Genomic DNA, 24445 nt, shown 5'->3' with positions numbered 1-24445 from the left:
TGAACGCCTGTTTTTCAGATGACCGGCCGGCGGCCGCTATCGGCCAGGTGACAAGCGGCAACGCCGCCATGCGGCACGGATCGCAACAACGGTTCCTCGACCCGGCAGACATCGATCGCCACCGGACAGCGCGTGTTGAACCGGCACCCCGGAGGTGGCGCGCTCGGACTTGGCGGATCGCCGGCTAGAATGATCCGGCGGCGCCCGGCTTCGATGCGAGGATCGGGAGAAGGAACAGCCGACAGCAGCGCCTGACTGTAAGGATGGGCCGGCTGACGAAACAGCGGCCGGGTCGCGCCAGCTTCCGAAATGCGGCCGAGATACATCACCGTCACGTTCGAGCAGACTTCGCGCACGATCGCCAGGTCATGCGCCACAATGACGATGGTCAGACCAAGCTGCTTTTGCAACGACGTAAACAGGTTGACGATCTGCGCCCTGATCGAAACATCGAGCGCGCTCAGCGGTTCGTCGCAGACCAATATGGATGGTTTGAGGGCGAGTGCGCGCGCAATCGAAACACGCTGGCGCTGGCCGCCTGACAGCGAGCGTGGGAGACGGTCGAGCACGGTCTCAGGCAGCGCCACCAGGTCCAGAAGCTCGGCGATGCGGCGGCGGCGCTCGACTGATGAGCCGAAGCGATGGATCTGCAGCGGCTCCTCGAGCGTCTGATAGACGCTCTGGCGGCGGCTCATCGACCCCAACGGATCTTGGAAGACGAACTGGACTTCGCGGCTGAACGACTTTCTGTCCGATTTCAGCCATTCGGCGCGATCTCTGCCCCCAATCAGGACAGTGCCCTCGCTCTCCTTCTGCAGGCCGACGATGGTGCGCGCCAGCGTGGTTTTGCCACAACCGGACTCGCCGACAATGCCGTGGAACGCTCCGCGCGCGACGGTCAGGTCTATGCCGTCGACCGCCCTCACCGCGCCGGTGCCCGAGCGGTTGGCGAAATGCACCTTCAATCCCCTGACTTCGATCGCCGCGACATCAGACATGAACGGCAATCCCTTCCTGCCGAAGCACGACCGGGCAGGCCACGCGATGCGGATTTGCCGAGATCGATATCGTCTGAAGCGGAGGTCGGTGTTTTCGGCAACCGGCTTCGACCAATTCGCAGCGGTCGGCGAAACGGCAACCCGGCTCCAGCCTGATCTGGCTTGGCGGCAGGCCCGGTATCTCGCGCGTAGCCACATTGTCGTCAGCACGAAAATCCGGCACCGATGCGAGCAGCCCACGCGTATAGGGATGGACCGGCTGGGTCAGCACATCCATCGCCGTCCCCTCCTCCGCTACCTGTCCGGCGTAAAGCACGATGACGCGGTCGGCGACGGAAGCAACCACGCCGATGTCGTGCGTGATCAGCACGACCGCGATGCCGTCCTCGCGCTGGATCTGGCGAATGAGCTCCAGAATTTGCGCCTGGACGGTGGCGTCCAGCGCCGTAGTCGGCTCGTCGGCAATCAGCACGCGCGGCCGGGCCGCAAGCGCCAGCGCGATCATCGCGCGTTGCAGCATGCCGCCCGACATTTCGTGCGGATAGCGGTTGTAGCGATCCTCAGGGTCCGGAATGCCAGAGCGTGCCAGAAGCGAAACCGCTTGCCTGCGCGCAGCCTCACGCGACAGGCCGGCGAAGCGGCGCGCCTGGCGCGCCAGTTGCGGGCCGATTTTCAGCATCGGATTGAGCGCGCTCATCGGATCCTGGAAAATCACGCCGAAATAACGCCCGCGAAGATCCGATAATTGTCTGGAATCCATGGCGAGCAGCTCGCTTCCGTCGGCTTGCGCCGACCCCTTCATATTTACCGTCACGCCCTCGGGCAGCAGACCGAGCGGCCCGAGCGTCATGACGGTTTTTCCCGAACCGCTTTCGCCGACGACCGCGACCGTTTCTCCAGGACGGACGTTGAACGACACCCCATCCACAGCCCGCACCGAGACGGTCGTGGCGTAGAGATCGATGACCAAATTTTCGATCGCATAGAGCGGCTGATTGTCACTCATGCTGAAGTCGTCCCGGTTTCGACGGCGTTGCGTTCCGTCTCTTCACGGGCGCGCGCCAGTTTTCTTTTACGCAGCGTTCTGCCGCGAACTGGCCGTGGCACCTTTTGCAGCGCGAAGGCTTCGCCAAGCAGATTGAAGCTGACGACGACAAGTGTCAGTGCGAGCCCTGGCAGCACGACAAGGCGTGGAACCTCCTCGATGTAGCTCATGCCGTCGACGAGCATCTGGCCCCACTCCGGCGTTGGCGGCGCGACGCCAAGTCCAAGAAAGCTGAGCGTAGCGATGGCCAGGACAAGAGCGCCGGCGTCGGCGCTTGCATAGACGACGACCAGGGCAAGTACATGCGGCAGGATATGGCGGACAAATATCCACAGATGGCCAGCGCCCATGACCTTGGCCGCCTCGATATAAGGCTGCTGCAACTCGGCCGTGACGACTGCGCGGCTCATGCGGGCATAGTTCGCCCACCACGCCAAGGTGAGCGCCGTGATCATCGACCAGTAGCCGGTGCCCAGAATGCCGATCAGCGCCAGCGCGATCACCAGGCTCGGAAGCGCCAGCGCAATATCGATGATGCTGATCAGGACGAGTTCGACACGGCCGCCGACATAGCCAGCGAAGGAGCCGGTCGTCACGCCGATCGCCAGTGCGGCGACGAGCACGATCACCATCGCCACCAGGGAAATGCGGGCGCCGCCAATGATGCGGCTGAGGACATCACGGCCGAGATAGTCGGTGCCGAGCCAGTGGCTCCAGCTCAGCCCCTCCAATGTCGCCGAATAGTCCTGCGCGCTTGGATCGTAAGGCATGATCACCGGAGCGAAGATGCCGACCAGCACAAAGCCGATGACGGGGAGCAACACCAGCCACGGCCAGTCCTTGATATCCCTGATTGCGGAAATGTTCATCGCCTCATGCTCCCCGCGCCCGGCGCATTCGCGGATCCACAACGATGCAAATCATGTCGACGATGAAATTGACCATGACGAAGAAGACGACAAACAGCAGCAGCACCGACTGCATGCCGATGAAGTCGCGGAAGCGTATCGCCTCGATGAAGAAGGCACCGACGCCACGCAATGCAAATACCGTCTCGACGACGATCGAACCGATGATCATCAGCGTAAACTGCGCTCCGAACGTCGTCAGGAACGGAATGGCGATATTGGGGAGCGCCTCGCGCAGCAGCACCTGGGTTCTCGTGTAGCCCTTGGCGAAGCCCGTCGTCGCAAACGGCCGCGACATCGCTTCCTGGAGGTTGACCCGAACGACGCGGCTGAGAACGGAGGCCGGGAACAGCGCGATCGTCACCCATGGCAGAAGCCATGAGGTCAAGCCGCTGGTGCCGAAGGTGGGCACCCAGCCAAGCATCACCGAAAACACGATGACCAGCAGCGCCGCCACGAAGAAGTTCGGGGTCGATGCGCCGATCAGGGAAAATGCGTGCAGAAACCTGTCCATGAAGCCGCCATTGCTGACGGCCCCGGCAATGCCAAGCGTGATCGACAGGACGAAGGCGAGAACACCGCCGCCGGCAAGCAGCGCCGCCGTCATCGGAATGCGGGCGGCAAACTCCTGAGAAATCGGCTTTCCCGTTCGCAACGAAATGCCGAAATCGCCGGCCAGTGCGCTGGCCAGCCAGCGTCCATAGCGGATCGGCAGCGGGTCATGAAGGCCAAGCTCGTTGCCGATCCTGGTGATCATTTCGGCGTCCGCGCCGGGGCCCGCCGCACGCTCGGCAATCAGCGCCGCAACATTGCCCGGCGCCGCCGCAACCAGGGCGAATGTCAGCGCGGATGCCGCCAGGATCAAAAGGCAGGCAAGCAGCATCCGTCGCAGGATCGTGCGTTTCATCGTCAGGCCTCGCTTGGGCTCGAAGTCTTCAGGCCTTCAGCGTGATCGCCTTGAACGGCAGATCATAGTCGGTCGCCGGGAGCGAGAAATTCTCCGCGCGCGGATTGTGGGCCCACAGTCTCTGGCTGACGACGAGAGGACAGATGGCGGTGTTGTCGTGGAGCCAGTCGTAGAGGGCCTGCATCTTCAGGTCGCGTTCGGCGCCGCTCGCCTCGAGCGCAGCCTTGACGACGCCGTCGAGCGCGTCGGAGACGTAGATCTTGCCGTCAGGGCCGCTGTCGGCGGTCGAGACGAAGGCGTTGCCCAGCGTGCCGTGCGGATCGTAGGGCGCTCCGTAGGTGGTGAAGAAAGCCAGGTCATAGTTGAAGGCCGGACGCCGTTCATGCATGGTGGCATTGTCCACCGAGGACACCTGGACCTGGAAACCGACCTCGGACAACTGACCCTGGATCATTTCGGCGATGCGCCGCGATCCCGGCAGGGACTCTTCGGAAACGAGAAAATCGATGGTCAGTGGAGAGCCGGCCTTGGTCCAGGCACCACCGCTGTCGACCCAGCCGCCATCGGCAAGGATCTTCTTGGCCGCCGCTACGTCGCGCACCGGCACGTCATGCCGCTTGCCCGAGGAAGGCACGTTCGCCGGGAACAGATCGGCGGCCGGGTCGGCAAAGCCCTCGAACAGCACCTTGGCGATCGCCGCCCGGTCGACCGATGCATAGACGGCGTCACGGACGGCCTTGTCGGCGATGATCTTCGACTTCGGCGAATAGCCGAGCAGCATCGTCGCCGTGCCCGGTTCGGCCACGACCTTCATGCCGTCGCTTTCCAGTGCGCGAGCGCGGCGCGGCGACAGCGTCGCCACCCAGTCGCCACCGATGACATCGAGGTCGCCTGAGCGCAGACCATTGGCGCGAGCGAGTTCGTCCGGAACCACCTTCAATTCCATGCGGCTGAAGAGCGGCTTCTCGCCCCAGTATTTGTCGTTGCGAATGAGGGTGGTGCCGCTCGAATCGTATTTTTCGACGATCCACGGTCCGGTGCCGATCGGCGCCGTCTGCTTGCCATCCTTGTCGACCGCCTTGGGCGACAGGAAACGGACGGGCCGCACGATGGTGAGTTCAAGCAGTGCCGCCGGCACTGGCCGCTTCAGCTTGACCGTCAACTTGTTCGGTCCATCGGTGACGATGCTATCGAAAGCGTCGGAGATGCCGATCCATGAAAAGTCGCTCACCCCTAACCAGCGCTTGAGGTTCCATTCGGCCGCAGCCGAGTCAAACGGTGTGCCGTCGCTGAAAGTCACGCCTTCACGCAGATCGAAAGCGATTGACAATTGATCGTCCGCGACAGTCCATTTGGTGGCAAGTCCCGGCTCAAGCGCGCCGTTCTGGCCGTAGTGGATCAGCGCATCGAAGACGATGGTGTAGGTGCTCAGCGTCGACACGTTCTGCAGCAAATCGAGATCGCCGGTCTCCGCGGCGATGGCAATCTTCAGCGTGTCGTTGGTTTCGGAGAAGGCGCTGCGTGGCAGCGCGGCGGCGAAGGCAAGTCCGGCAGTGGAAACAAGGAAATTGCGGCGGTCGAGAGTGATCATGTCAGTTCCCCATTTTTTGATTGATTTTGAATCATGCTAACTCGGATATGCGATATGTCTATACTTATTCGGTCTGCGTCGGCTCAAGAGAAAGGTCGGAAGCGATGGTCGCGAATGTGTTGCCATGAGCCGCTACATCCAGCTCAGTGTCACCGCCGCGAGCGCTAGGTAGCGGCCAACCTTCGCGATCGTGACGATCACGAGGAAGCTCCAGAACGGCTCCCGCAGGACGCCCGCCACGATCGTCAGCGGATCGCCGACGAGGGGCAGCCAGCTCAACAGCAGCGACCATCGTCCATAGCGCTGGTACCATCGCGTCGCGCGCGTCAGTGCGGAGGGCTTCACCGGGAACCATTTGCGGTCGCGAAAGTGATCGACGCCCCGGCCAAGCCACCAATTGACGATCGAGCCGAGCACATTGCCTGCGCTTGCGGAGACGATGAGCAGAGCCGGAGCATAGCTTTCCGTCAGAAGCAGTCCCGCAAGGGCTGCTTCTGATTGCATCGGCAGGATTGTAGCCGCCACGAACGCGGTCAGAAAAAGACCGCCATAGACGGCGAGATCGCCAGGCATGCCGGGCGCTCAACTTGCTTTTGGCCATTGCGGGTGCCGATCATCGACAACGTAACCATGCGAATGCTCATAGCCTGCTTCCGACCATACCGCGTCGCCGATGTGCCGGTCGTCTTTGGGCAGATCGACATGCGTGTGCACAAGCACGTCCGGATCGTGTTTCGGCCACAGCCAGATCGCGGCAATCAGGGCGGCGGCGCCCATGACGCCAAGCAGAATGAATGTGAAGGGCAATCCCATTGCCGCCCCGACGCGGCCGGCAATCGGATAGGTGATCAGCCAGCAGGCATGAGACAGTGCGAATTGAGCGGCAAACAGAGCGGGCCGATCGACGGCATCGGCGGAACGCCTGATCAATCTGCCCGTTGGCGTCTGCGCCAGTGAATAGCCGAGCCCGAGCACGAACCAGAGCGGCAGCAGCAGATAGTAGCTGCTGGCGAGAGGCCCTATCAGCACCCCGGCGACCAGTATCGCGGCGCCCGAGAGCATCGCAACCCGGTCCGGTACGTTCTCAAGCAACCGCGGCAGGGCAAGAGCTGCAATCATCGATCCACCGCCAAAGGCTGCGAGCGCCAGCGCCGTGTCGGTTTGGGAGAGGCCAAATTGCGCCTGCACCAGGACCACCGTGTTGACGATCACCATGGCGCTGGCCGCCGCGACGGCAAGATTAAGGGCCAGCAGGCCGCGCAAACGCGGCGTCGCCAAATAGATGCGGATCCCGCGCGTCGTGCGTTCATAGATGCCGCGCGGCTCCGAGGGCTGCGGGCTGGGCAGAACCACAGAGACGACCAGAGCCGCTGACGCCAGGAACCCGACAACCGTGCCGGCGAACAGGCTATGGAAGCTTATGACTGAAAGCAGCGCCGCCGCGAGGATGGGGCTGACGACGCTTTCCAGGTCGTAGGCCAGTCGCGAGAGCGACAAGGCCAGTGTGTAGTCCTTCTCTTTGGGCAGCACGTCAGGGATCGAAGCCTGGAACGTCGGGGTGAAGCCTGCTGACGCCGACTGCAGGATGAAGATGAGAAGATATATCTGCCAGACTTCGGTGACGAAGGGCAGGAACACGGCGACCCCTGCCCTGATGAGGTCGAGCGAAACCAGCATGGTACGGCGTGGCAGGCGCTCGGCGAACGCGGCAGCAACGGGTGCCACGCCGACATAGGCGATCATCTTGATGGCGAGCGCCGTGCCGAGCACCGCGCCGGCATCGGCGCCGGCAAGGTCATAGGCCAGCAGCCCGAGCGCCACGGTGGCAAGGCCAGTGCCAATCAGGGCGATGACCTGGGCCAGGAAGAGATGACGGTAGGTGCGATTGGCCAAGACCTGAAGCATATTTTTGTCTTCTTGCAGTTCGAGACGGCTCGTCGAGCCAGAGACGGAGTACGAGCCGGCACACGGATCTCAGTGATGGTGGCCTTCGGGTTCGACCATCTTGAACGGCAGCACCTGTTCGCGATCCTTGGCCTTCAGGACCAGTCTTGCCTCGAATTCATGCGGCTCGGCAGGGGCCAACGTGCTCTCAAGGCGATGATGATTGTCGGCGACAGGATCGAGGTGCAACGTCTCCGGCCCCTCTGGCCGGTCGATGATCACCGTCGCCGTCAAATCGTCGGCGTGCCGGTCGATCGTCAGACGCATCCGCTCGCCGGCAGGCGTGTCGACGATCTCCAGTGTCCCCGCAGCCAGATCGCAGTCGACCTTGAACGGCTCCGGCGCATGATGACCATGAGCGTGAGAGGGTTCCGTGCCCTTTTCGGCAGATCCGGCCGGGCTTTCCAGACGCACATTCGCTTCCGCCAACGCCGGCAAGTGGGCGAACAGTTCCTCCTTGAGGGCTTCGGTGACGCCCAGCACATCCTTGGCCGTCGCCGCGTCGGCGACACTGATGGCGACGTCGGCATGCAGGCGGTGGCCGATCCAGCGCGCCTGCACGCTTTGGACACGTTCGATACCGGGCACGTGCTCGGCGGCATGATGGATTTCATCGACGATGCCGGGCTCGACACCGTCGAGCATGCGCGTGAGGACTGCCTTCGAAGACTGCCAGACGATCGCGAAGATGGCCACCGTGATCAAGAGCCCGATGATCGGATCGGCCAGCGGAAACCCCAGCCATACGCCGATAGCACCCAGCACAACCGCCAGACTGGTAAAGCCGTCGGTGCGCGCATGGTAGCCATCCGCGATCAGCGCCGCGCTGTTGATCTCGCGGCCGACCCGGATACGGAACACTGCAACGGCTTCGTTGCCTAAGAAACCGATGATGCCGGCTATGGCGACCCAGCCGAGAAATGCGATCGGCTGCGGATTGATCAACCGGTCGATCGCCTCGTAGCCGGCAACGATGGCGCTGAACAGGATGATGAGGACAATCAGAATTCCGGCCAGATCCTCGACGCGGCCCAGCCCGTAGGTGAACGTCTTGCTCGGTTGGCGACGGGCCAGCATGAAGGCGACCCACAATGGGATGGCGGTGACCGCGTCGCCGACATTGTGGATCGTGTCGGCCAGCAGTGCCACGCTGCCGGAGAGGAACACGACCACGAGCTGAAGCGCCGCCGTGATGGCCAGAACGACGAATGACCATTTGATCGCCCAGATGCCGCGCGTAGTCGTAGCGATCGTCGGGTCGATGACGCCATGGGTGTGACCATGGCCGCCCTCGCCGTGATCATGTCCGTGGCCGCCCATGCCATGCGTCATCGGGCCGAATCCGAACCAATCGCGAACTTTGTCCATTGTGGCGCTTCTCACAGGTACTTGGTGATATCTTTGAACTCGTCGATCGAGCGGCGCTGCTCGAGCGCCAGCGGTCCGACGACGTCCTCAAGGCAGTGGTTGAGGTGGTCTTGGATCAGCGTCTTCTTCGCCTGGGCGATGGCCTTCTCCACGGCATGAAGTTGCTGGGCGATGTCGAGGCACGGTCGGCCGGCCTCGATCATCTCGACGATCCCGCGCAGATGGCCGTCGGCGCGCTTCAGCCGCTTGATGATGGCAGGATGGGTTTCGTGGACGTGGGGACGCTCATTCATGCCTTGATGCTATCCCCCCAGAGAGGATATTCCAAGCCTCAAAGTGGCCTCGATTCTGGTGCACGCAACCATTCGTTAGGATTTTAGAGAATAATCGTTAAGCATGCCGAATTGGATCCATAGCGCAGCCTTTCGCCTCGTCATCGCTTTCGCGATGGCGCTCGGCATGCTGCTGTCGCCTATGGGCGGTTCGGTCTCGCACGATCCCATCGCGCTCGCTGCCGCCGAGGCCGACCGTCACGCCGAACTGGCGGGACAGATCGAAGCCCACGGGCACGTCCACGATGACGGTGCAACCGAGGAGCAGGGATCCGGCCATTCTCACGGCCACAATCCCGCCGACCACTCGCACGAGACGGCGAGCACGCTTCCGGACTTTTCGCCGACCGTCCCTGCGGCCGGGCGGACCTGGGTGATTTATCCGCCGTCCTTGTCCGATCCGGAAGCAAGTTCCCGGCTCGATCGCCCTCCGAGACCGATCCTCACCGCATGATCGCGGCCGCATGCGCGGCCACCCTCAACGACGAAGATTGGAATTCTCATGCAAGGATCCTGCTATCAGGGCCTGCCATGCTCGCCTTGCGCGCGCTGGCGACCCGCCCTACCTGTGTTGCTCGCTCTCCTGACCCTCCCATTGTTTGGGGGAGCTGCCCTCGCCCATGCCGTTGCCGAAGGCGACAAGGGCTATATCCAGGAGATCACGGGCATCAATCTGCTGCCCTTCATCTATCTCGGCGCCAAGCACATGGTGACGGGATACGACCACATCCTGTTTCTGTTCGGCGTGATCTTCTTTCTCTACCGGATGAAGCACATTGGCATCTATGTGAGCCTGTTCGCGCTCGGCCATTCCACGACCATGCTGCTTGGCGTCTATTTCAACGTTGGCATCAACAGCTACATCATCGACGCGATCATCGGCCTGTCGGTCGTCTACAAGGCGCTCGACAATATGGGCGGTTTCCAGAGGTGGCTCGGTTTCCAGCCGAACACCAAGATCGCGACCCTGATCTTCGGCTTTTTCCACGGCTTTGGCCTGTCGACGAAGATCATCGAATACAACATCTCGCCCGATGGGCTAGTGCCCAATCTTCTTGCCTTCAACGTCGGCGTTGAGATTGGCCAGCTTCTGGCGCTCGCTGCCATCCTTATTGTCATGGGCTACTGGCGCCGGACCGATAGTTTCTGGCGCCACGCATACACCGCCAACACCATCATGATGACCGCCGGGTTTGTGCTGATCGGCTATCAGCTCACCGGCTGGGTCGTCTCCTGAACCTCCAAGTAAAGATCCACAAAAAAGGAATTCTCCTATGTATAATACCGACATCCCGACCCGCGCCGAGCTGCCGACATCCATGCAGCTCCTTCGGTCTACCGTCATCGCAATTCTCGCGGCAGCTGCCATCCTTGTGACCATCGTGCTGCCGGCCGAATACGCCATCGATCCCACCGGCGTTGGGCGAGCGCTCGAGCTCACCGAGATGGGCGAGATCAAGACACAACTCGCCGAAGAGGCCGAGCAGGACCGCCTTCGCGAACTGCAGAACGGCACTCCGACCGCAGTGCCAGCCCGAGATCAGCAGTCGAGTCTTCTGGAGCGCGTCTTCGCTGAACTGGTGATTGGTTCCGCCTCTGCCCAGGAACTCCGGACGGACGAAATGTCGGTCACCCTGAAGCCCGGCGAAGGAGCTGAGATCAAGCTCGTCATGGCCAAGGGCGCACAGGCAAAATACTCTTGGACGGCCAATGGCGCGGCGGTGAACTTCGACACCCATGGTGACGGCGGCGGCGAAAACATTTCATACGAGAAGGGACGCGGGGCTGCAGAGGACGAGGGCGTACTTGAGGCAGCGTTTGACGGCAATCACGGTTGGTTCTGGCGTAACCGCACTGATGCCGACGTCACCGTGACGCTGAAGACGAACGGTGCCTACACCGACATCAAACGGATGATGTGAACGATACGTCAATCTTATCCGGCGCCGTTTGGCGCCGGAGTGGCGCGCTGTTCATTGCCACGACCTCACTGTTTGGCGCACCACCGTCCCGTGAGCATTCGTGTCGGGTGGGCGGCGGCGTGGTGAATTGGTGCGCCGCTAGGCTGTCTCAACGTGATCATGCCGCATTGGCTGTTGGCGAAATCAGCGCCGAACGTTTGCCGCGATGGAGATCCTTGGCAAACACGCAAGCCGAACTGTGCCCAGGAGATAGCTTCAAGGCCGGTGGCATCTGTTTTTTGCATTCTTCGACCACCAAGGGGCAGCGAGTCCGGAACCTGCAGCCGGATGGTGGATTCGTAGGGCTCGGCACCTCCCCGATCATGACCGGAACCCTGCGCTGCTTTTCAGCGATCGGATCCACCTCCGGTGTCGAGGCCAGCAACATCTGCGAATAGGGATGGCCAGGGTGATCGTAGAGTTCCTGCGATGGCCCGTGCTCCACGATCTTGCCGAGGTACATCACGTAGACGCGCGATGCAGCCTGCCTGACCAACGCAAGGTCGTGGGCAATGAACAGGCACGCCACCCCCAAATCTTTCTGCAGGTGCAGGAAAAGGTTCATCACCTGGGCTCGGATGGACAGATCCAGTGCGCTAACTGGTTCATCGCAGATCAGCACTCTTGGATTCACGGCAAGGGAGCGGGCAATCGCAACGCGCTGGCGCTGCCCTCCGGACAGTTCCCGCGTGTGCCGATCCTTCAAAGCGTCCGCCAGTCCGACCTGATCCAGGAGCGCCTTGGTACGATGGTTGCGGTCGGATTGTGATTTCAACCCGCAGATCAGCAACGCTTCATCGATCGTCTCACCGACCGTCTGTCTGTCGTTCAGGGACGAATATGGATCCTGAAACACGTATTGAAGCGCCCTGCGGCTTTCGCGCAGTGCTGCACCGGAGAGTGTGGTGAGGTCCACTCCATCAAGCAGGACTCGTCCCGCACTTGCCTTTTCGAGACCCACAATGGTGCGGCCGAGCGTCGACTTTCCGCAACCGGACTCGCCTACCAGACCGACGATCTCGCCCGGATAGAGCTCGATCGAGACGTCGTCGACGGCATGGATGAACTTGCCTCGCTGAACGCTTTTGAAGCGCGTCTGCAGATTTTCGACTTTCAGAACAGGACCGTGCGTCATGCTGCTGCCTTCCTTTGGTTGACAACCGCGCAGGCCACGACAACAGCGCTGTCGGCCGACCGCGCAAGTGGCGGGCGGCTTGCGGTGCATGCGGGAATTGCGAGCTCGCAGCGCGGGGCAAAGGCACAGCCTTTGAATGGCGCGCCCAGCGTTGGCGGTATCCCGGGAAGACCGCGAAACTCCGAACCGATCGGGTCTTCCCGCCGCGGGATCGCGTTGATCAGCCCTCTCGTGTACGGATGGCGTGGGGTCACGAGGACCTTGTCCACGGGACCTCGTTCGGCGGCCCGAGCCGCATACATGACAACGATGTTGTCGGCCGCTCCGGCGACTACCCCCATATCGTGAGTAATCAGCACCATGGCCATGTTGAGCCGCCGCTGCAGGTCCTTGAGCAGGCGCAGGATTTGAGCCTGGACCGTCACATCGAGAGCGGTCGTAGGCTCGTCCGCGATCAGAAGTTTCGGCTCGCCGGCCAGCGCAATGGCAATTACGATGCGTTGCCTGAGACCACCCGACAGTTCGTGGGGGAATTGACGAAGTCGCGCTGCTGGATCCGAGATGCCGACCAGCTTGATGAGTTCCAACGCCCGCTCCTCCGCGGCGCGCGGGGTCATCTTGAGATGGAGTTCCGCCATCTCGGCGATCTGCCTTCCAACACGGCGGACGGGGTTCAGCGCGCTCATCGGATCCTGGAAAATGAATCCGATCGACTTGCCTCGTATCTTACGGATCTCGGATTCCGGCAAGCCGATCAATTCGCGCCCGTCGAAGCGCACCGATCCCGACAAGTTCGTCGTCACGCCGGTCGGCATTAGCCCGAGCGGCGCGAAGTTCATTACAGTCTTGCCGCTACCGCTTTCGCCGACGATGGCAAGGCATTCTCCCTGCCGGACGGTGTAGCTGACGCCATCGACGGGACGTACCGCGGCCTTGGCGGTGAGGAGATCGACCGTCAGATTGCTGACTTTCAAAAGGAGTTCGTCATGCATCGGAATTCTCCTTGGCCCAGCCGGCGATCTCAATTCTGCGCAAGGCGAGCGTCCGCCTCGAAAGCGGCTTGGGAATGCGATTAAGTGCTATGGATTCGCCGAGGATGTTGAAACCGATCACCGCAGCAGTCAGGGCTAGGCCGGGCAGGATAACCTGGCGCGGATCGGACTCGAGATACGGTAAAGCATCAACAAGCATCTGTCCCCATTCTGGCGTGGGCGGCTGAATGCCCAGACCAAGGAAGCTGAGCGTTGCGACAGCCAAAGCGGCTGTCCCGGCATCCGCCGTCGCATAGACCATCACCGCGCCGATGGTGCCGGGCAGCAAATGGCCGAAGTAAATGCGACATGGGCTGGCGCCCAGTACACGCAGGGCCTCGATATGCGGCTTGCTCATGATGCTGACGGCCACGGCCCGGCTGATACGACCGCTCATCGGCCACCATGCCAGTGACAGAGCCAGTACCATGGTCCAGTAGCCCGGCCCGACGATCCCGATTACGGCAAGGGCAGTGATCAGGCTTGGGATGGACAGGCCGACATCGACGATGCGCATCAGCAGGTCGTCTACCCAACCGCGGTGATAGCCCGCGATGGTCCCCATGGCGACACCGATCGTCATTGCAATGATGAGGACCGAGCCAACGCTGACCAATGACGTATTCGCAGCGATGATCAGGCGGCTGAGCGTGTCGCGCCCAAGATGGTCGGTGCCGAGCCAGTGTGTCGCAGTTGATCCCTGGCCGGTCTCCAGCAAGTTCTGTGCGCTGGGATCTTGTGGGGCGAGCCATGGCGCGAAGCTGCCCAGGGCGACGAAAAGGCCGATCACGATCAAGGCCACGCGGGGCATCTTGTTCAACCGGGCAAGTGCAGGCTTGAATCTATTCATGGTCAGCTCCATTGGCGCCGGATACGGGGATCGGTCATCAGAACTGCGAGATCTACGATCAGATTCACCACGATGAAGAAGGCGAGGAAGATCAACAGGCAGGCCTGCACGACCATGAAGTCCCGGAACTTCACGCCTTGGAGAAAGTAGTCGCCCACGCCCTGCCAGGCGAACAGCGGTTCAACGATGATAGCCGTTGCGGTCATCAGGCCGACCTGGGTTCCCAGTGCATTGATGAACACAGGTATGATGTTTGGCAGCGCGTCCCGGAACAGGATGGCGGTCCGTCCCAGACCTTTGCTTTTGGCCGTCAACACGAAGGGGCTGGCCATAGCCTCTTCCAGTCCCACACGAACGACACGGCTGAGCACGGCGGCGGGCAGCACCGCGACAGTGACCCATGGCAGCACCCAACTTTCCGGACCGCCGAAGCCGAAGGATGGAAAGAGCTGAAAGGTGACGGAGAATCCATAGATCATCAGCGCACCGACGAAGAATGTCGGTGTCGATGCGCCGAGAAGAGCCAAACCGCGCGAAACGCGGTCCGGCAGTCTGTAGGGCCAGAAGGCACCCAGGAATCCGAGAGCCAGGCCGAGCAGGGTCGCAACCACGCCGCTGCCACCGATAAGGGTACCGGTGACCAACATGCGCTTTGGCAAGTCCGCACTGACTTCCTGGCCCGTTCTGTAGGAGATGCCAAAATCTCCTCGGACTGCATCGCCAAGCCAACCCGCGTAGCGCATCAGCAGCGGCTTATGCAGTCCGATCTCTTCGGCAACCTTTTCGACGTACCCCGGTGTTGCCACTGCTCCTCTGAGTTCAGCGATGAGAACAGCGACATTTCCCGGAGCCGAAACAACCAGGGTAAAGCAAACCAGAGACGCCATGAACAGCAGTACGAGGGAGTGCCTCAGCCTCTTGCTGATGAAGTGGATCAACGCGCCCTCCCTCTACTCGGCCAGCACGATATTTTCGTATGGCATGTCGTATTCGGTGACCGGGCTGGTGAAGCCCTGGACCCGCTTGGAGTGCGCCCAGATGCTGGGAACGTAAACCAACGGCGCTATCGCGTCGTTGTCACGCAGCCAGTCGTAAACCTTTTGGATCGATGGCGCGATCTGATCCCCGGTTGCCGCTGTCGCCGCGTTGATCAGCGGGTCCAGGTTGGCCGGATCGGTGAACAGCTTGCCTTCGACATCGTTGTTGAAGGTCGAGAGGCACAAGGCCACCACCGTGCCGAACGGATCGTAAGGAGCCCCGTAGGTCAGGAAGAAGCCGAGATCGTACTTCCGTTCGAGCATGTCGGTGTGCTTGGAAGCGTGGTCGACAGAGCGGACGATCAAATCGATGCCGATTTCCTTCATCTCGGATTGTATGACTTCGGCCACGACGCGAGAGCCGGGAACGGCGTCGGGACTGACGACAATCTCAAGCGTCAGTGGCGTGCCGTCCTTGGAACGCACGGGACCACCCGTCCAACCCGCCTTCTCCAGGAGCGCTGATGCGGCCGCAACGTCGCGAACTGGGGCATCATGCTGGGTGCCAGCAAATGGCAATGCATCGGAGAACAGGTTGCCCGCCGGTCGGGCAAAGCCTTGGTAGAGCGCCTGGGAAATCGCCGCGCGATCGATCCCTATGCTGATGGCCTTGCGCACTTGCGGATCCTTAAGCGCTTCGGTGCGATCGGGGTTGAAAGCCATCACCAGTGTGACGTTGCCGGGATCGATGACCACGTTGAGCCCTGCGGCCTCGAGTTGCTTTGCCTCAACGGGGGTCAGCGGCGCGATCCAAAACCCGCCGACGAGATCGATCTCGCCAGCGCGCAGGGCTGCAACCCGCGCGCGCGGATTAGGGATGACCTTGGCTTCGAGACGTTGATAAGTCGGCTTGTCGCCCCAGTAGCCGTCGTAGCGCTCGAAAACACTTTGTGTATCGTCAGCGCTAATTTGACGCCAAGGCCCGGTGCCGACGGGTTCGACAAATTTGCCATTCGCATCGACCGATTTGGGGCTAAGGAACCTCGGCGGCCGCGTGTATGAAAGCTCCTGCATGAGCGCCAGCGGCGGCTCCTTGAAATGAAGGGCCACTTGGTGGTCATCGACCACCTCCAGTGTTTGAAAATACTTGGAGCAGTTCATCCAGCTGAACTGATCGAGTCCCAGCCAGCGCTCAAGATTCCACTTGCAGCTGGCTGCATCGAACGCTGTGCCGTCCTGGAAAGTGACCCCCTTGCGCAATGTAAGGTGCAGTGTCTTGCCGCCGTCTTCGATCTTCCAGTCGGTCGCAAGGCAAGGCTCGATCTGGCCGCCCTTGCCGTACCGCACCAGCGGATCGAACATCAGGTCCTGAATGGCCCAGATCGCGTAGTGGCTCTGCGGATCGAGATTGCCCGCAGGCTTGGCGATAGCCACTCGCAATGTGCCCGCCGCCCCTTCGGCAAAGGCAAACTTGGTGAAGGTAGCATCGGTTATGGCGAGTCCTAACGCCCCTGATCCGATCTGCAGAAATGTACGCCTGTTGAATGACATGATTGCTCCTCTCCTTGCTTATTGTTCCCTGGGGCCCAGGTTGCCTCGAAAGGCACTGGGGCCTTTTTTGTATAGACATAGTACATCATCGTATACAATCTAATTAAGACATCGTATCCCTTTGATATAAGACTTTGTGCTCATTTGCGCAGGTTAGGTCTGCACCGCAACCCCGGCTCGCGCGACGACCTTGCCGCGCTTGACGACCAACGCGCGCGGCCGGTGGGACACGACGGCATCGGCGAGTGTCTCGCCTTCCACCAAAACCATGTCCCCCCAGCAGCCAGGCATGAGTCCGTACCTTTCCAGCGCAAGAACTCCGGCACCGCCGCGCGTGCAGACGTCGAGGGCCCATTCGAGTTCATCGTCGCGGCGAAAATTGTTGCGCAAGCCGACAAACATCGCGCGTTCCAGCATGTCACCACTGCCGTAAGGTCCCCAGATGTCACGGATGCCGTCATTTCCGGCGCCGACGACCACTCCAGCAGAGCGCAATTTGGCGACCGGAGGCGACGGCTGCGATGCCGGCCCGGTGGTAAGAATATGGATCGAAAGCTCCGCCAACTCGTCGATTAGTCGGCCGACATAGTCGGCATCGTGCATGCCGAGACAGAAGGCATGGCTGACTGCCACCCTTCCCTGCATGCCGAGTGCACGGGTGCGTTCGATGATGAGCTCGAGCGAAAAGGCGCCAAGCTCTCCCGCTTCGTGCAAATGGATATCTATGGGCCGGCCAAAGCGTTGAGCGAGGTCGAAAATTGCATCGAGGTGCCCTTTGGGATCGCGATCAACCCCAGCAGGGTCCAGCCCGCCGACCACCTCGGCGCCCATTTCCAACGCCCGTCGCATAAGTTCGACAGTGCCAGGCCGGATCATCATACCGCTTTGAGGAAAGGCGACGATCTCAATATCGACGAGGTCTCGTAGCTCGTCACGAGTGCGCATGACGCCCTCTACACCGGCAAGGCCGTGCACGGTGTCGATATCGACGTGGCTACGAATATGGGTGGTGCCTTGCGCCACTGAGGCAAGCGCCTGTCGACGCGACTGGCGGACCGGATCGATACCCAAGCGGATCTTGGCTTCACGCTCGGTGTCGATCTTGTCTATCAAGCGAGGGCCGACTTCATTTCGATACCACGCCATTCCGATCATCGATTTATCGAGGTGGGTGTGCGCTTCGACCAAGCCCGGAACGACGATGCGACCTCCGCCGTCCTCCACCAGCCCTCCCAAAGGTGAAAGCTCCGGCTCGACGCGGGTAATGCGGCCATTTTCAATAAGAATATCGACATTGGCGCCAGCCATCGGGCGCACATTTCTAATCAACAAATTGGTTGTCATGCGGGGCGCTCCTCCCAGAGGCAGCCTATCGTCTGCGGCACGGCGACGACCGCCCGCAGTTCCGTGTACGCAACTACCGCATAATTGTATACCCATTTCAAGACAAATCGTATCCCATATTGACAAAAATATGTCTTGATCGATAAGTTGCGGGAGCTTAGGGGGAATGCGATGACCAAATCGAGTCGAGCCGAAAACGTCTACTTGTCGCTGCGTCGCGCCATCATTGAGCAGGCGCTTCGCCCCGGTATGAAATTGCCCGAAGACGCGATCGGCGAGCAGTTCGGCGTTAGCCGGACCAGCGTACGAAACGCGCTTGTCCGACTGAGTGCCGAAGGCCTGGTGGAGGTCAGGAATAATCGCGGAGCCTGCGTCGCCGAACCGACGCTCGAGGAAGCGTTAGATATATTTTCCCTACGACGCTGCCTGGAGCGCGAGGTAGTGGACCGGCTTTCGCGAAAGATCACACCCGCTCAATTTGCGGCACTTGAGGCCCACGTCAAACTTGAAGGGGACGCAGTAAACACGAGCGGACCATTATCGATACGGCTGGCGGGCGAATTCCACATTCTGCTGGCCGAACTCACGGGATCGAAGCCGCTGACCCGTTATGTCAGCGAGATTGTATCGCGCTGTTCGCTGATCCTAGCCTTGTACAGCCGTCCGCACTCCGATCAGTGCGGCGTCGACGAACACGTCGAAATCATTCAGGCGCTGCGCCAACACAATCCCGAGCGCGCCATGCATGCGATGGAACACCATCTCGAGGCACTCGAGGCTCGGGCGCAAATCAGCGATCAAACTGAGCCCGACGTTCGCTCCATCCTGAGCACATACGCTCAGGCAGGGTAACCAACTCTCAAGCAGCTTGGCAAAATTCAGGAGGATATAATGCTCAACCCCCAGCCCGAGCCGGTGGGGCAGCGGAGCCACGTGAGCATCGACTTCGCCCGCATCTCGGCACGCGAACGCTACAAGCTGCTGATCGGGGCAGTGGTGCCTCGGCCAATCGCTCTGGTGACCACACGACACCCCGACGGGACTGTCAATGCTGCGCCCTACAGCTTCTTCAATTGCCTCTCGGCCGATCCTCCAATCCTAGCCCTGGGTGTGGAGAACCATAATGACATGTCCTTCAAGGATACGACGCTCAACATCCGACTGACTGAGGAATTCACAGTCAACATCGTGGACCATGCGCTGGTTGACGCCATGAACGTCTGTGCCGTCCCATTTCCTTCCCACATTGACGAACTGGCCGAGGCCGGGCTGACGCCTGCGCCCGGTGAGACGGTCCAATGCCCCTACATTTTCGAAGCGCCTATAGCCTTCGAATGCCGCCGACATTTGACGCTTGGCCTGGGTAAGTCGCGCGAGATTGTCCTTGGTCAAGTTATGCGGATGCACATTCGTGAGGATCTTGTTGACCAAGAGCGTTTCTATATCGATCAACTCGCGCTAGACGCCGTCGGCAGAATGGGTGGACACGGTTATTCGACCACCCGCCACCAGTTTGACCTGCCAACCATGTCGCATGAGCAATGGTTGGCAATGAGGCCTATGCCACCCAACACCGATGGATAGGGCTCTGATCGCGCAAAGCGCTCGTCGCTTCAATCATCCTTCCTGATCGGGCAGAGACGCTGCTTGCGGCCAAGGACTCTGCCGATGCCGGGCTGGGAGAATATTCACTGCAGCTGGGCTACAGCGCACTGGAAGCTGTTAAAACCCCTTGCGGCAAAGGGTTTCAAGATCCGCCTTTGTCATTTCCTCGATGCTGAGCGCAGGAAGAATATCATTATCTCCCTTGAGATCCCGGCCATAAGCCGCCGACAAGATGGAAATTCCGGATTCATGGAGTATGGCCGGATTTCCGCTGATTTTCCCAAGGACTGCCGTCGGCAACAAGCCGAACGGAACGTCCTCAAGAATATAGCGACTTTCGATAGTGGTCGGGCCAAACCCGCCCCGACCTTGACGATCCATCTCCTGGTTCATGTCCGAAACAGTGCTCATGGGCACATGAAACGACAATGAAAAATGTTCCTGGACGGTACGAACCGCGATACCGAAATGGGCAGCTATGGCCAACCGTTCGGCATCCAGAGCCTCGATAAAGCGGCCAACGGCAGGAGTGACATTTCCCCCCTGGCTCCACTGCTCGGCCTTCTCCATGCGTGTGAGATTGAGAAGGGCAATTCCCAGATGGTTCTGCGGATTGAGGTTGCTGAGCGCAATCGCCAGCAGACCATCCCGCTTGACGAAACGATCGCCGAACAAGGCCGTGCAAAGCTCGTACCCTTGGTCGAGCGCATCGAAAGGCAGCGTCGCAACATCAAGCTTCTGGCGAATGGAAGTGACATTGACTTCGGTTGATCCGAGCTGGCGACCAGTCAGTAGTGTTGTGCCCCAAACGACGATCGGCAACCTGACCTTGCGCTCCGTCAACCGCTTCCAGAGATACAGAGCCCCGAACGAACTATGCGAACTGATGATGACCGGAATTCCATCTGCCAGATGAGGGACGGCGGCGTCCATCACCATCTTGTGGCCGTAAGCCGGAAGCGCGATCACCACCACGTCCGCGTGGTCGATAGCATCTCTACAATCCTTGGCAATGCGCACCGGCACCGTCGCCTCGATATCCCCCGTCGCCTTCAATAATTCGCCAGTAGCCAACGTTCTGGTGCGGTGTCCCGACGGTGACCAAAGCGTTGGCGAGTGTCCCGATTGTGCCAAATAGGCCGCAAGGCCATAGGCAATTGCTCCGGCGCCCAGAATACTCACGCGCATAACATTCCTCCTGTTGGGGGCTTTATGGTTCGAGAATCCTTGCCGTCCCCGCCTACAAGTTTTTTCATCACGAGGTTTCGAATTGGAGTCACGTCGGTTGCCCCCAGCTGTTTCGATCAAGGGCTCCGGCTCTGAGCCGGCAAGCGCCGCTGTGAACATTAGTTTCCGCTTGACATATATCAAAAATGAATGAGACGATGTCAATCATACGGATTTCACATGTAGGGAGAATATGGAAACTCGGGACCTTCAGACCTTCCTTGCGGTTGCTGCCAGCGGCAGCATTACCAAGGCGGCTGACATGCTCGGGCGTTCCCAACCTGCGGTGACACGCACCATTCAGGATCTTGAGGCCGAACTTGGCTTCGAACTGCTGCACCGGGTCGGTCGACGGGTGCAGCTATCTGAAGAGGGTGTCGCATTTGAAGAAGAAGCGCGGCGACTGCTGATGTCCTTCACCGAACTCGCGGCGCGGGCCAAGATGATCGCCGCCGGCCGGGGTCGGATCCTGCAGATTGTCACAACCTCTGCGATCGGCACTGGCCTAATCCCGACGGCCATGGCCGAGCTCAAGGGTGTCGAGCTTCCGCACGAGACACATCTCGGACAGTTTCTTCCCTCAATCGTCGCCCAGGAAGTGCGCAGCGGTCGTGCCGAGATCGGCTTTTCAAGCTTGCCGCTCGATACGCCCGGTCTGGATGTCCTGCGGCTCTATTCGGCGCCCGATGTTGCCGCCGTGCGGGAGGACGATCCGCTGGCAGAACTTGATGTCATACCGCTTTCGGCCTTTGCCGGCCGTCGCGTCGCTACGTTGCTCAACCCGCTGCGTTTCCAACTGCACGTCTCCAAGGCATTGGCCGCCAGGGGCATCGACACCGGGCCAGTCATCCGGACGAATACTGCCTATGGCGCGTTGCAGCTTGTGCGCCGGACCGGCGTTGCCGCTGTCATTGATCCCCTCACCGCCTATGGCGTGGCCTTGCCTGGGGTCGCCATCCGCCCGATTGACGCGACCGTTCTCTTTTATTGGGGGGTTGTGGCTGCCGCAAAACGTCCCCTTCGCCCAGTCGCGCAGGCGCTGATGGATGCGGTCGAAGCGGTGGCTGAACGATCGATCGTCGGCTTCAAGAAACTCGATCCGGCCTTGGCTGGCCAATTGGTGACCGATCCTGCATCCGGCACAAATCACGGAACGGGAATATGAAGCATACCCCCACCGCGCCAATTTTGACAGGTCTTGCCGCGCTCGAAGCACAGCTGGCGCAGGATCTCGACTTCCTCGAACTGCCTGCCAAGCCATGGGTCCCCGCGCGTTCGCACGATGGTGTTCCTGTCCGTGACGTCGTGGTGATCGGCGCCGGCATGTGTGGACTTGCTGCCACGGCAAAGCTGGTGCTGACGGGGATAACCAATGTCGTCGCCTATGACGCGGCCCCGGCAGGGCTCGAAGGGCCATGGGTGACGTTTGCCCGCATGCAAACGCTCCGGTCGCCGAAGACGCTCAACGGCCCGTCGCTCGGCCTGCCGCAATTGACGTTCCGCGCCTGGTTCACGGCGCAATGGGGCGTTGAGGCCTGGCGGTCGCTGGACAAAATCCCCAAGGGCCAGTGGATGGATTATCTGGTCTGGTACCGCAAGGTTCTTGCTCTGCCAGTGCGCAACAGCGTGCGCATGACCGCCGTCGCACCGGTTGGTGATCTGATTGCGATCGATATCGACGGCGCGGAATCCGGCCGGGTTCTCACCCGTCGTCTCGTTCTGGCCACCGGTCGCTCCGGTCTGGGCGGTTTTGCCGTACCCGATTTCCTCAACGGCATCGATCGCGCTTATTGGGCCCATTCTGCGGACGAGATCGATTTCAACGCGCTGCAAGGTAAGCGTGTGGCGGTCATCGGCGCCGGTGCCTCGTCCATGGACAATGCCGCAACCGCACTCGAGGCGGGCGCCGGATCTGTGGACATGTTGATCCGGCGCAAGGAAATGCCGCGCATCAACAAGCTGACCGGAATCGGCAGTCCGGGTGTTGTACTCGGCATGCATCAATTGCCCGATGCCTGGAAGTGGAAGTTCTTCGACTACACCGCCTCAACCCAGACGCCGCCGCCGCGTTCATCGACGCTTCGCGTTTCTCGCCACCCCAATGCCCGGTTCTTTCTCGACTGCGGCATCGTCGCGGTCACGGAAGATGCGGGAGGCCTGCTTATCGAAACCACCCAGGGGCTGATGCGCTACGACTTCCTGATCGCGGCAACCGGCTTTTCAAACGACTTCAACGGCCGCCCGGAATTTGCAGCCATCGCGCCACATATCCGCACCTGGTCGGATGGCCGATATACACCGGACATGGGGCCGGCGCGTGCAGGCATGTCCGACGCACCGGACCTAGGTCCCGCCTTCGAGTTTCGTGAGCGCGTCCCCGGCTCCTGTTCGATGCTGTCGCATATCCACTGCTTCAACGACGCCGCCATGCTGACGCACGGCAAGGTCTCCGGTGATATCCCAGCCGTCAGCGCGGGTGCCGACCGTTTGGTCCGCGGCATTGCCGCATCGCTGTTTGCCCAAGATGTCGAAACCCACTTCGCCAACCTGATCGCTTACGACACGCCCGAACTTCTGGGCGACGAATGGGTCGATTCAACACCCTTGTTGGAGAAGGAGGCCGCGCTGTGATCGACGCAATGGACAAGGCCGCCGGTCTATCACCGGACGATGCGCTTTTCAGCGCGCGTCGGTTTCGGCCTGAATTCGTGCTGGGGGCCGAGGAATGTCGCCTCTCCGTCCTGCAGCCAGCAAACGACCAAGGGCTTGCGCCTAATTTGCGGGTTGCTCTGGCCCGTCGCATGGCCGCTCTGAATGCCGATCCGGTCCTGATGGCCGAATATGATGTGCAGCTGGCTCAGCTCGATCCGACTGAGCAGCTTCTGGCCTTAGCCCAGGGGGAAACGGATTTGGAAGAGCCATTGGCGACCATCGCACGTCATGTGGACCTGATTACGCTGACACCGAAAAAGGCGGAAGCGGGCCACATCGCCCTGCTCGCCCAAGCTGGATTGAACAATCCTCAGATCGTCGCCCTTTCCGAGCTCATCGCCTTCGTCAATTTCCAGACGCGGGTGGCAACCGGCCTGCGATTGTTGAGGACGGCATGATTTCCGCGGTGCGCCTGAAGCCATTGAATTGGCATCCGTACATAGCGCCGGTCGAGCTATCCGAGGCCACGCCGGAACAGCTTGAAGCGATGAAGGTCACGCCATCAGCCAAGAAAGTTTCGGAATATGTGCGCACCCTTGCGCATGACCCTGAGAGCTACCTTGCCCGCACCATCTTGTTCAACGCAATCATGTATGTCGAAGGCGGGCTTGCCCGCCCTGACCGCGAGCTTGGTGCATTAGGTGCGTCCATCGTCAATGGCTGCAAATTCTGCGCCGTTGTTCACGCCCGCAGGCATGCAGAGCTGACCAAGAACGACGAAGTGGTCTCCGCGCTCTATCTCGATAAACCTGAAGCGCTCGGCCCACGCGATGCGGCAATCTACAGTTTTGCCCGCCGCCTGTCGGCGGCCCCGTCGGAAGCGACGGCAGACGATATCGCCGCGCTTCGATCAGTCGGCATGGACGACCGCGAGATTATCGACCTGATCCACGCCATATCGATCTTCGGCTGGGCAAACCGGCTGATGCACGTTCTCGGCCATGCGGAGAGCGGGTGAT

General features: G+C 60.8%; 25 protein-coding genes. 9 read left to right on the top strand and 16 right to left on the bottom strand.

Annotated elements, in window-relative coordinates; translation table 11 throughout:
• Positions 1-14: 14 nt before the first annotated feature.
• From NKI32_RS15230 to NKI32_RS15190, 9 genes are all read right to left on the bottom strand, one after another.
• Positions 15-998 (bottom strand): oligopeptide/dipeptide ABC transporter ATP-binding protein, encoded by a 984-nt coding sequence (locus NKI32_RS15230; RefSeq protein ID WP_023708310.1) that lies wholly within the window; start codon positions 996-998, stop codon positions 15-17.
• Positions 991-2004 (bottom strand): ABC transporter ATP-binding protein, encoded by a 1014-nt coding sequence (locus NKI32_RS15225; RefSeq protein WP_353002931.1) that lies wholly within the window; start codon positions 2002-2004, stop codon positions 991-993. The genes NKI32_RS15230 and NKI32_RS15225 overlap by 8 nt, the downstream gene beginning before the upstream one ends.
• Positions 2001-2912 carry an ABC transporter permease gene (locus NKI32_RS15220; RefSeq protein ID WP_353002930.1) on the bottom strand — a complete coding sequence of 304 codons (912 nt, stop codon included), beginning with the start codon at positions 2910-2912 and terminating at the stop codon, positions 2001-2003. The genes NKI32_RS15225 and NKI32_RS15220 overlap by 4 nt, the downstream gene beginning before the upstream one ends.
• A gap of 4 nt (positions 2913-2916) precedes the next feature.
• Positions 2917-3858, bottom strand: coding sequence for an ABC transporter permease (locus tag NKI32_RS15215; RefSeq protein ID WP_352538266.1), 942 nt, complete (start codon positions 3856-3858; stop codon positions 2917-2919).
• Between the two features lie 28 nt (positions 3859-3886).
• Positions 3887-5449 (bottom strand): ABC transporter substrate-binding protein, encoded by a 1563-nt coding sequence (locus NKI32_RS15210; RefSeq protein WP_352538265.1) that lies wholly within the window; start codon positions 5447-5449, stop codon positions 3887-3889.
• Positions 5450-5581: 132 nt separating this feature from the next.
• Positions 5582-6022 carry a YqaA family protein gene (locus tag NKI32_RS15205; protein ID WP_023722123.1) on the bottom strand — a complete coding sequence of 147 codons (441 nt, stop codon included), beginning with the start codon at positions 6020-6022 and terminating at the stop codon, positions 5582-5584.
• Positions 6023-6031: 9 nt separating this feature from the next.
• Positions 6032-7354 carry an MFS transporter gene (locus NKI32_RS15200; RefSeq protein ID WP_353002929.1) on the bottom strand — a complete coding sequence of 441 codons (1323 nt, stop codon included), beginning with the start codon at positions 7352-7354 and terminating at the stop codon, positions 6032-6034.
• A 69-nt stretch (positions 7355-7423) separates the two neighbouring features.
• Complete coding sequence (locus NKI32_RS15195) at positions 7424-8761, bottom strand: cation diffusion facilitator family transporter (RefSeq protein ID WP_023708304.1); 1338 nt, start codon at positions 8759-8761, stop codon at positions 7424-7426.
• An 11-nt stretch (positions 8762-8772) separates the two neighbouring features.
• Complete coding sequence (locus NKI32_RS15190; RefSeq protein WP_023669876.1) at positions 8773-9054, bottom strand: metal-sensing transcriptional repressor; 282 nt, start codon at positions 9052-9054, stop codon at positions 8773-8775.
• A gap of 103 nt (positions 9055-9157) precedes the next feature.
• On the opposite strand from NKI32_RS15190, the gene NKI32_RS15185 reads away from it, so the two are divergent.
• The 3 genes from NKI32_RS15185 to NKI32_RS15175 are packed head-to-tail and all read left to right on the top strand — an operon-like array spanning position 9158 to position 11015.
• A complete protein-coding gene (locus NKI32_RS15185; RefSeq protein ID WP_050590885.1) occupies positions 9158-9547 on the top strand; it encodes a hypothetical protein in 390 nt (129 codons plus the stop codon).
• A gap of 48 nt (positions 9548-9595) precedes the next feature.
• Positions 9596-10330: a HupE/UreJ family protein gene (locus tag NKI32_RS15180; RefSeq protein WP_023708302.1), complete on the top strand. Its 735-nt coding sequence runs from the start codon at positions 9596-9598 to the stop codon at positions 10328-10330.
• Positions 10331-10367: 37 nt separating this feature from the next.
• Entirely contained in the window at positions 10368-11015 is a 648-nt protein-coding gene (locus NKI32_RS15175) for a hypothetical protein (RefSeq protein WP_023708301.1), read from the top strand.
• A gap of 157 nt (positions 11016-11172) precedes the next feature.
• On the opposite strand, the gene NKI32_RS15170 is transcribed toward NKI32_RS15175, so the two are convergent.
• The 6 genes from NKI32_RS15170 to NKI32_RS15145 form a co-directional block, all read right to left on the bottom strand.
• Entirely contained in the window at positions 11173-12189 is a 1017-nt protein-coding gene (locus NKI32_RS15170) for an ABC transporter ATP-binding protein (RefSeq protein ID WP_353002928.1), read from the bottom strand.
• Entirely contained in the window at positions 12186-13181 is a 996-nt protein-coding gene (locus tag NKI32_RS15165) for an ABC transporter ATP-binding protein (RefSeq protein ID WP_352445366.1), read from the bottom strand. The genes NKI32_RS15170 and NKI32_RS15165 overlap by 4 nt, the downstream gene beginning before the upstream one ends.
• Entirely contained in the window at positions 13174-14082 is a 909-nt protein-coding gene (locus NKI32_RS15160; protein WP_353002927.1) for an ABC transporter permease, read from the bottom strand. Before NKI32_RS15160 ends, NKI32_RS15165 begins: the two co-directional genes overlap by 8 nt.
• Entirely contained in the window at positions 14073-15008 is a 936-nt protein-coding gene (locus NKI32_RS15155; protein ID WP_353002926.1) for an ABC transporter permease, read from the bottom strand. Before NKI32_RS15155 ends, NKI32_RS15160 begins: the two co-directional genes overlap by 10 nt.
• A gap of 12 nt (positions 15009-15020) precedes the next feature.
• Complete coding sequence (locus NKI32_RS15150; protein WP_353002925.1) at positions 15021-16598, bottom strand: nickel ABC transporter substrate-binding protein; 1578 nt, start codon at positions 16596-16598, stop codon at positions 15021-15023.
• Positions 16599-16751: 153 nt separating this feature from the next.
• Positions 16752-17942 carry an amidohydrolase family protein gene (locus NKI32_RS15145; protein WP_352999869.1) on the bottom strand — a complete coding sequence of 397 codons (1191 nt, stop codon included), beginning with the start codon at positions 17940-17942 and terminating at the stop codon, positions 16752-16754.
• Between the two features lie 171 nt (positions 17943-18113).
• Between NKI32_RS15145 and NKI32_RS15140 the strand changes: the two genes are divergently transcribed.
• Both NKI32_RS15140 and NKI32_RS15135 read left to right on the top strand, forming a co-directional pair.
• Positions 18114-18794 (top strand): GntR family transcriptional regulator, encoded by a 681-nt coding sequence (locus NKI32_RS15140; RefSeq protein ID WP_023708295.1) that lies wholly within the window; start codon positions 18114-18116, stop codon positions 18792-18794.
• Positions 18795-18833: 39 nt separating this feature from the next.
• Positions 18834-19526 carry a flavin reductase family protein gene (locus NKI32_RS15135; RefSeq protein ID WP_023708294.1) on the top strand — a complete coding sequence of 231 codons (693 nt, stop codon included), beginning with the start codon at positions 18834-18836 and terminating at the stop codon, positions 19524-19526.
• Positions 19527-19664: 138 nt separating this feature from the next.
• Here NKI32_RS15135 and NKI32_RS15130 read toward each other — a convergent pair whose 3' ends face one another.
• A complete protein-coding gene (locus tag NKI32_RS15130) occupies positions 19665-20735 on the bottom strand; it encodes an NAD/NADP octopine/nopaline dehydrogenase family protein (protein ID WP_353002924.1) in 1071 nt (356 codons plus the stop codon).
• 232 nt (positions 20736-20967) lie between these two features.
• Here NKI32_RS15130 and NKI32_RS15125 point away from each other — a divergent pair, with 232 nt between their 5' ends.
• Genes NKI32_RS15125 through NKI32_RS15110 form a run of 4 tightly spaced genes read left to right on the top strand, consistent with a single transcriptional unit; the run spans position 20968 to position 24444 of the window.
• Positions 20968-21939 (top strand): LysR family transcriptional regulator, encoded by a 972-nt coding sequence (locus NKI32_RS15125; protein WP_353002923.1) that lies wholly within the window; start codon positions 20968-20970, stop codon positions 21937-21939.
• Positions 21936-23405, top strand: coding sequence for an NAD(P)-binding domain-containing protein (locus NKI32_RS15120; protein WP_353002922.1), 1470 nt, complete (start codon positions 21936-21938; stop codon positions 23403-23405). The genes NKI32_RS15125 and NKI32_RS15120 overlap by 4 nt, the downstream gene beginning before the upstream one ends.
• Entirely contained in the window at positions 23402-23884 is a 483-nt protein-coding gene (locus NKI32_RS15115) for a CMD domain-containing protein (protein WP_353002921.1), read from the top strand. Before NKI32_RS15120 ends, NKI32_RS15115 begins: the two co-directional genes overlap by 4 nt.
• Positions 23881-24444, top strand: a complete 564-nt coding sequence (locus NKI32_RS15110) for a peroxidase-related enzyme (protein WP_353002920.1) — start codon at positions 23881-23883, stop codon at positions 24442-24444. The genes NKI32_RS15115 and NKI32_RS15110 overlap by 4 nt, the downstream gene beginning before the upstream one ends.
• The last annotated feature ends 1 nt before the right edge of the window (position 24445 follow it).

This window comes from Mesorhizobium sp. M0761 (assembly GCF_040320205.1).
Taxonomy (GTDB): Bacteria; Pseudomonadota; Alphaproteobacteria; order Rhizobiales; family Rhizobiaceae; genus Mesorhizobium.
Note: the sequence above shows the minus strand (reverse complement) of the source record. Positions and strands in the feature narration are given on the sequence as shown.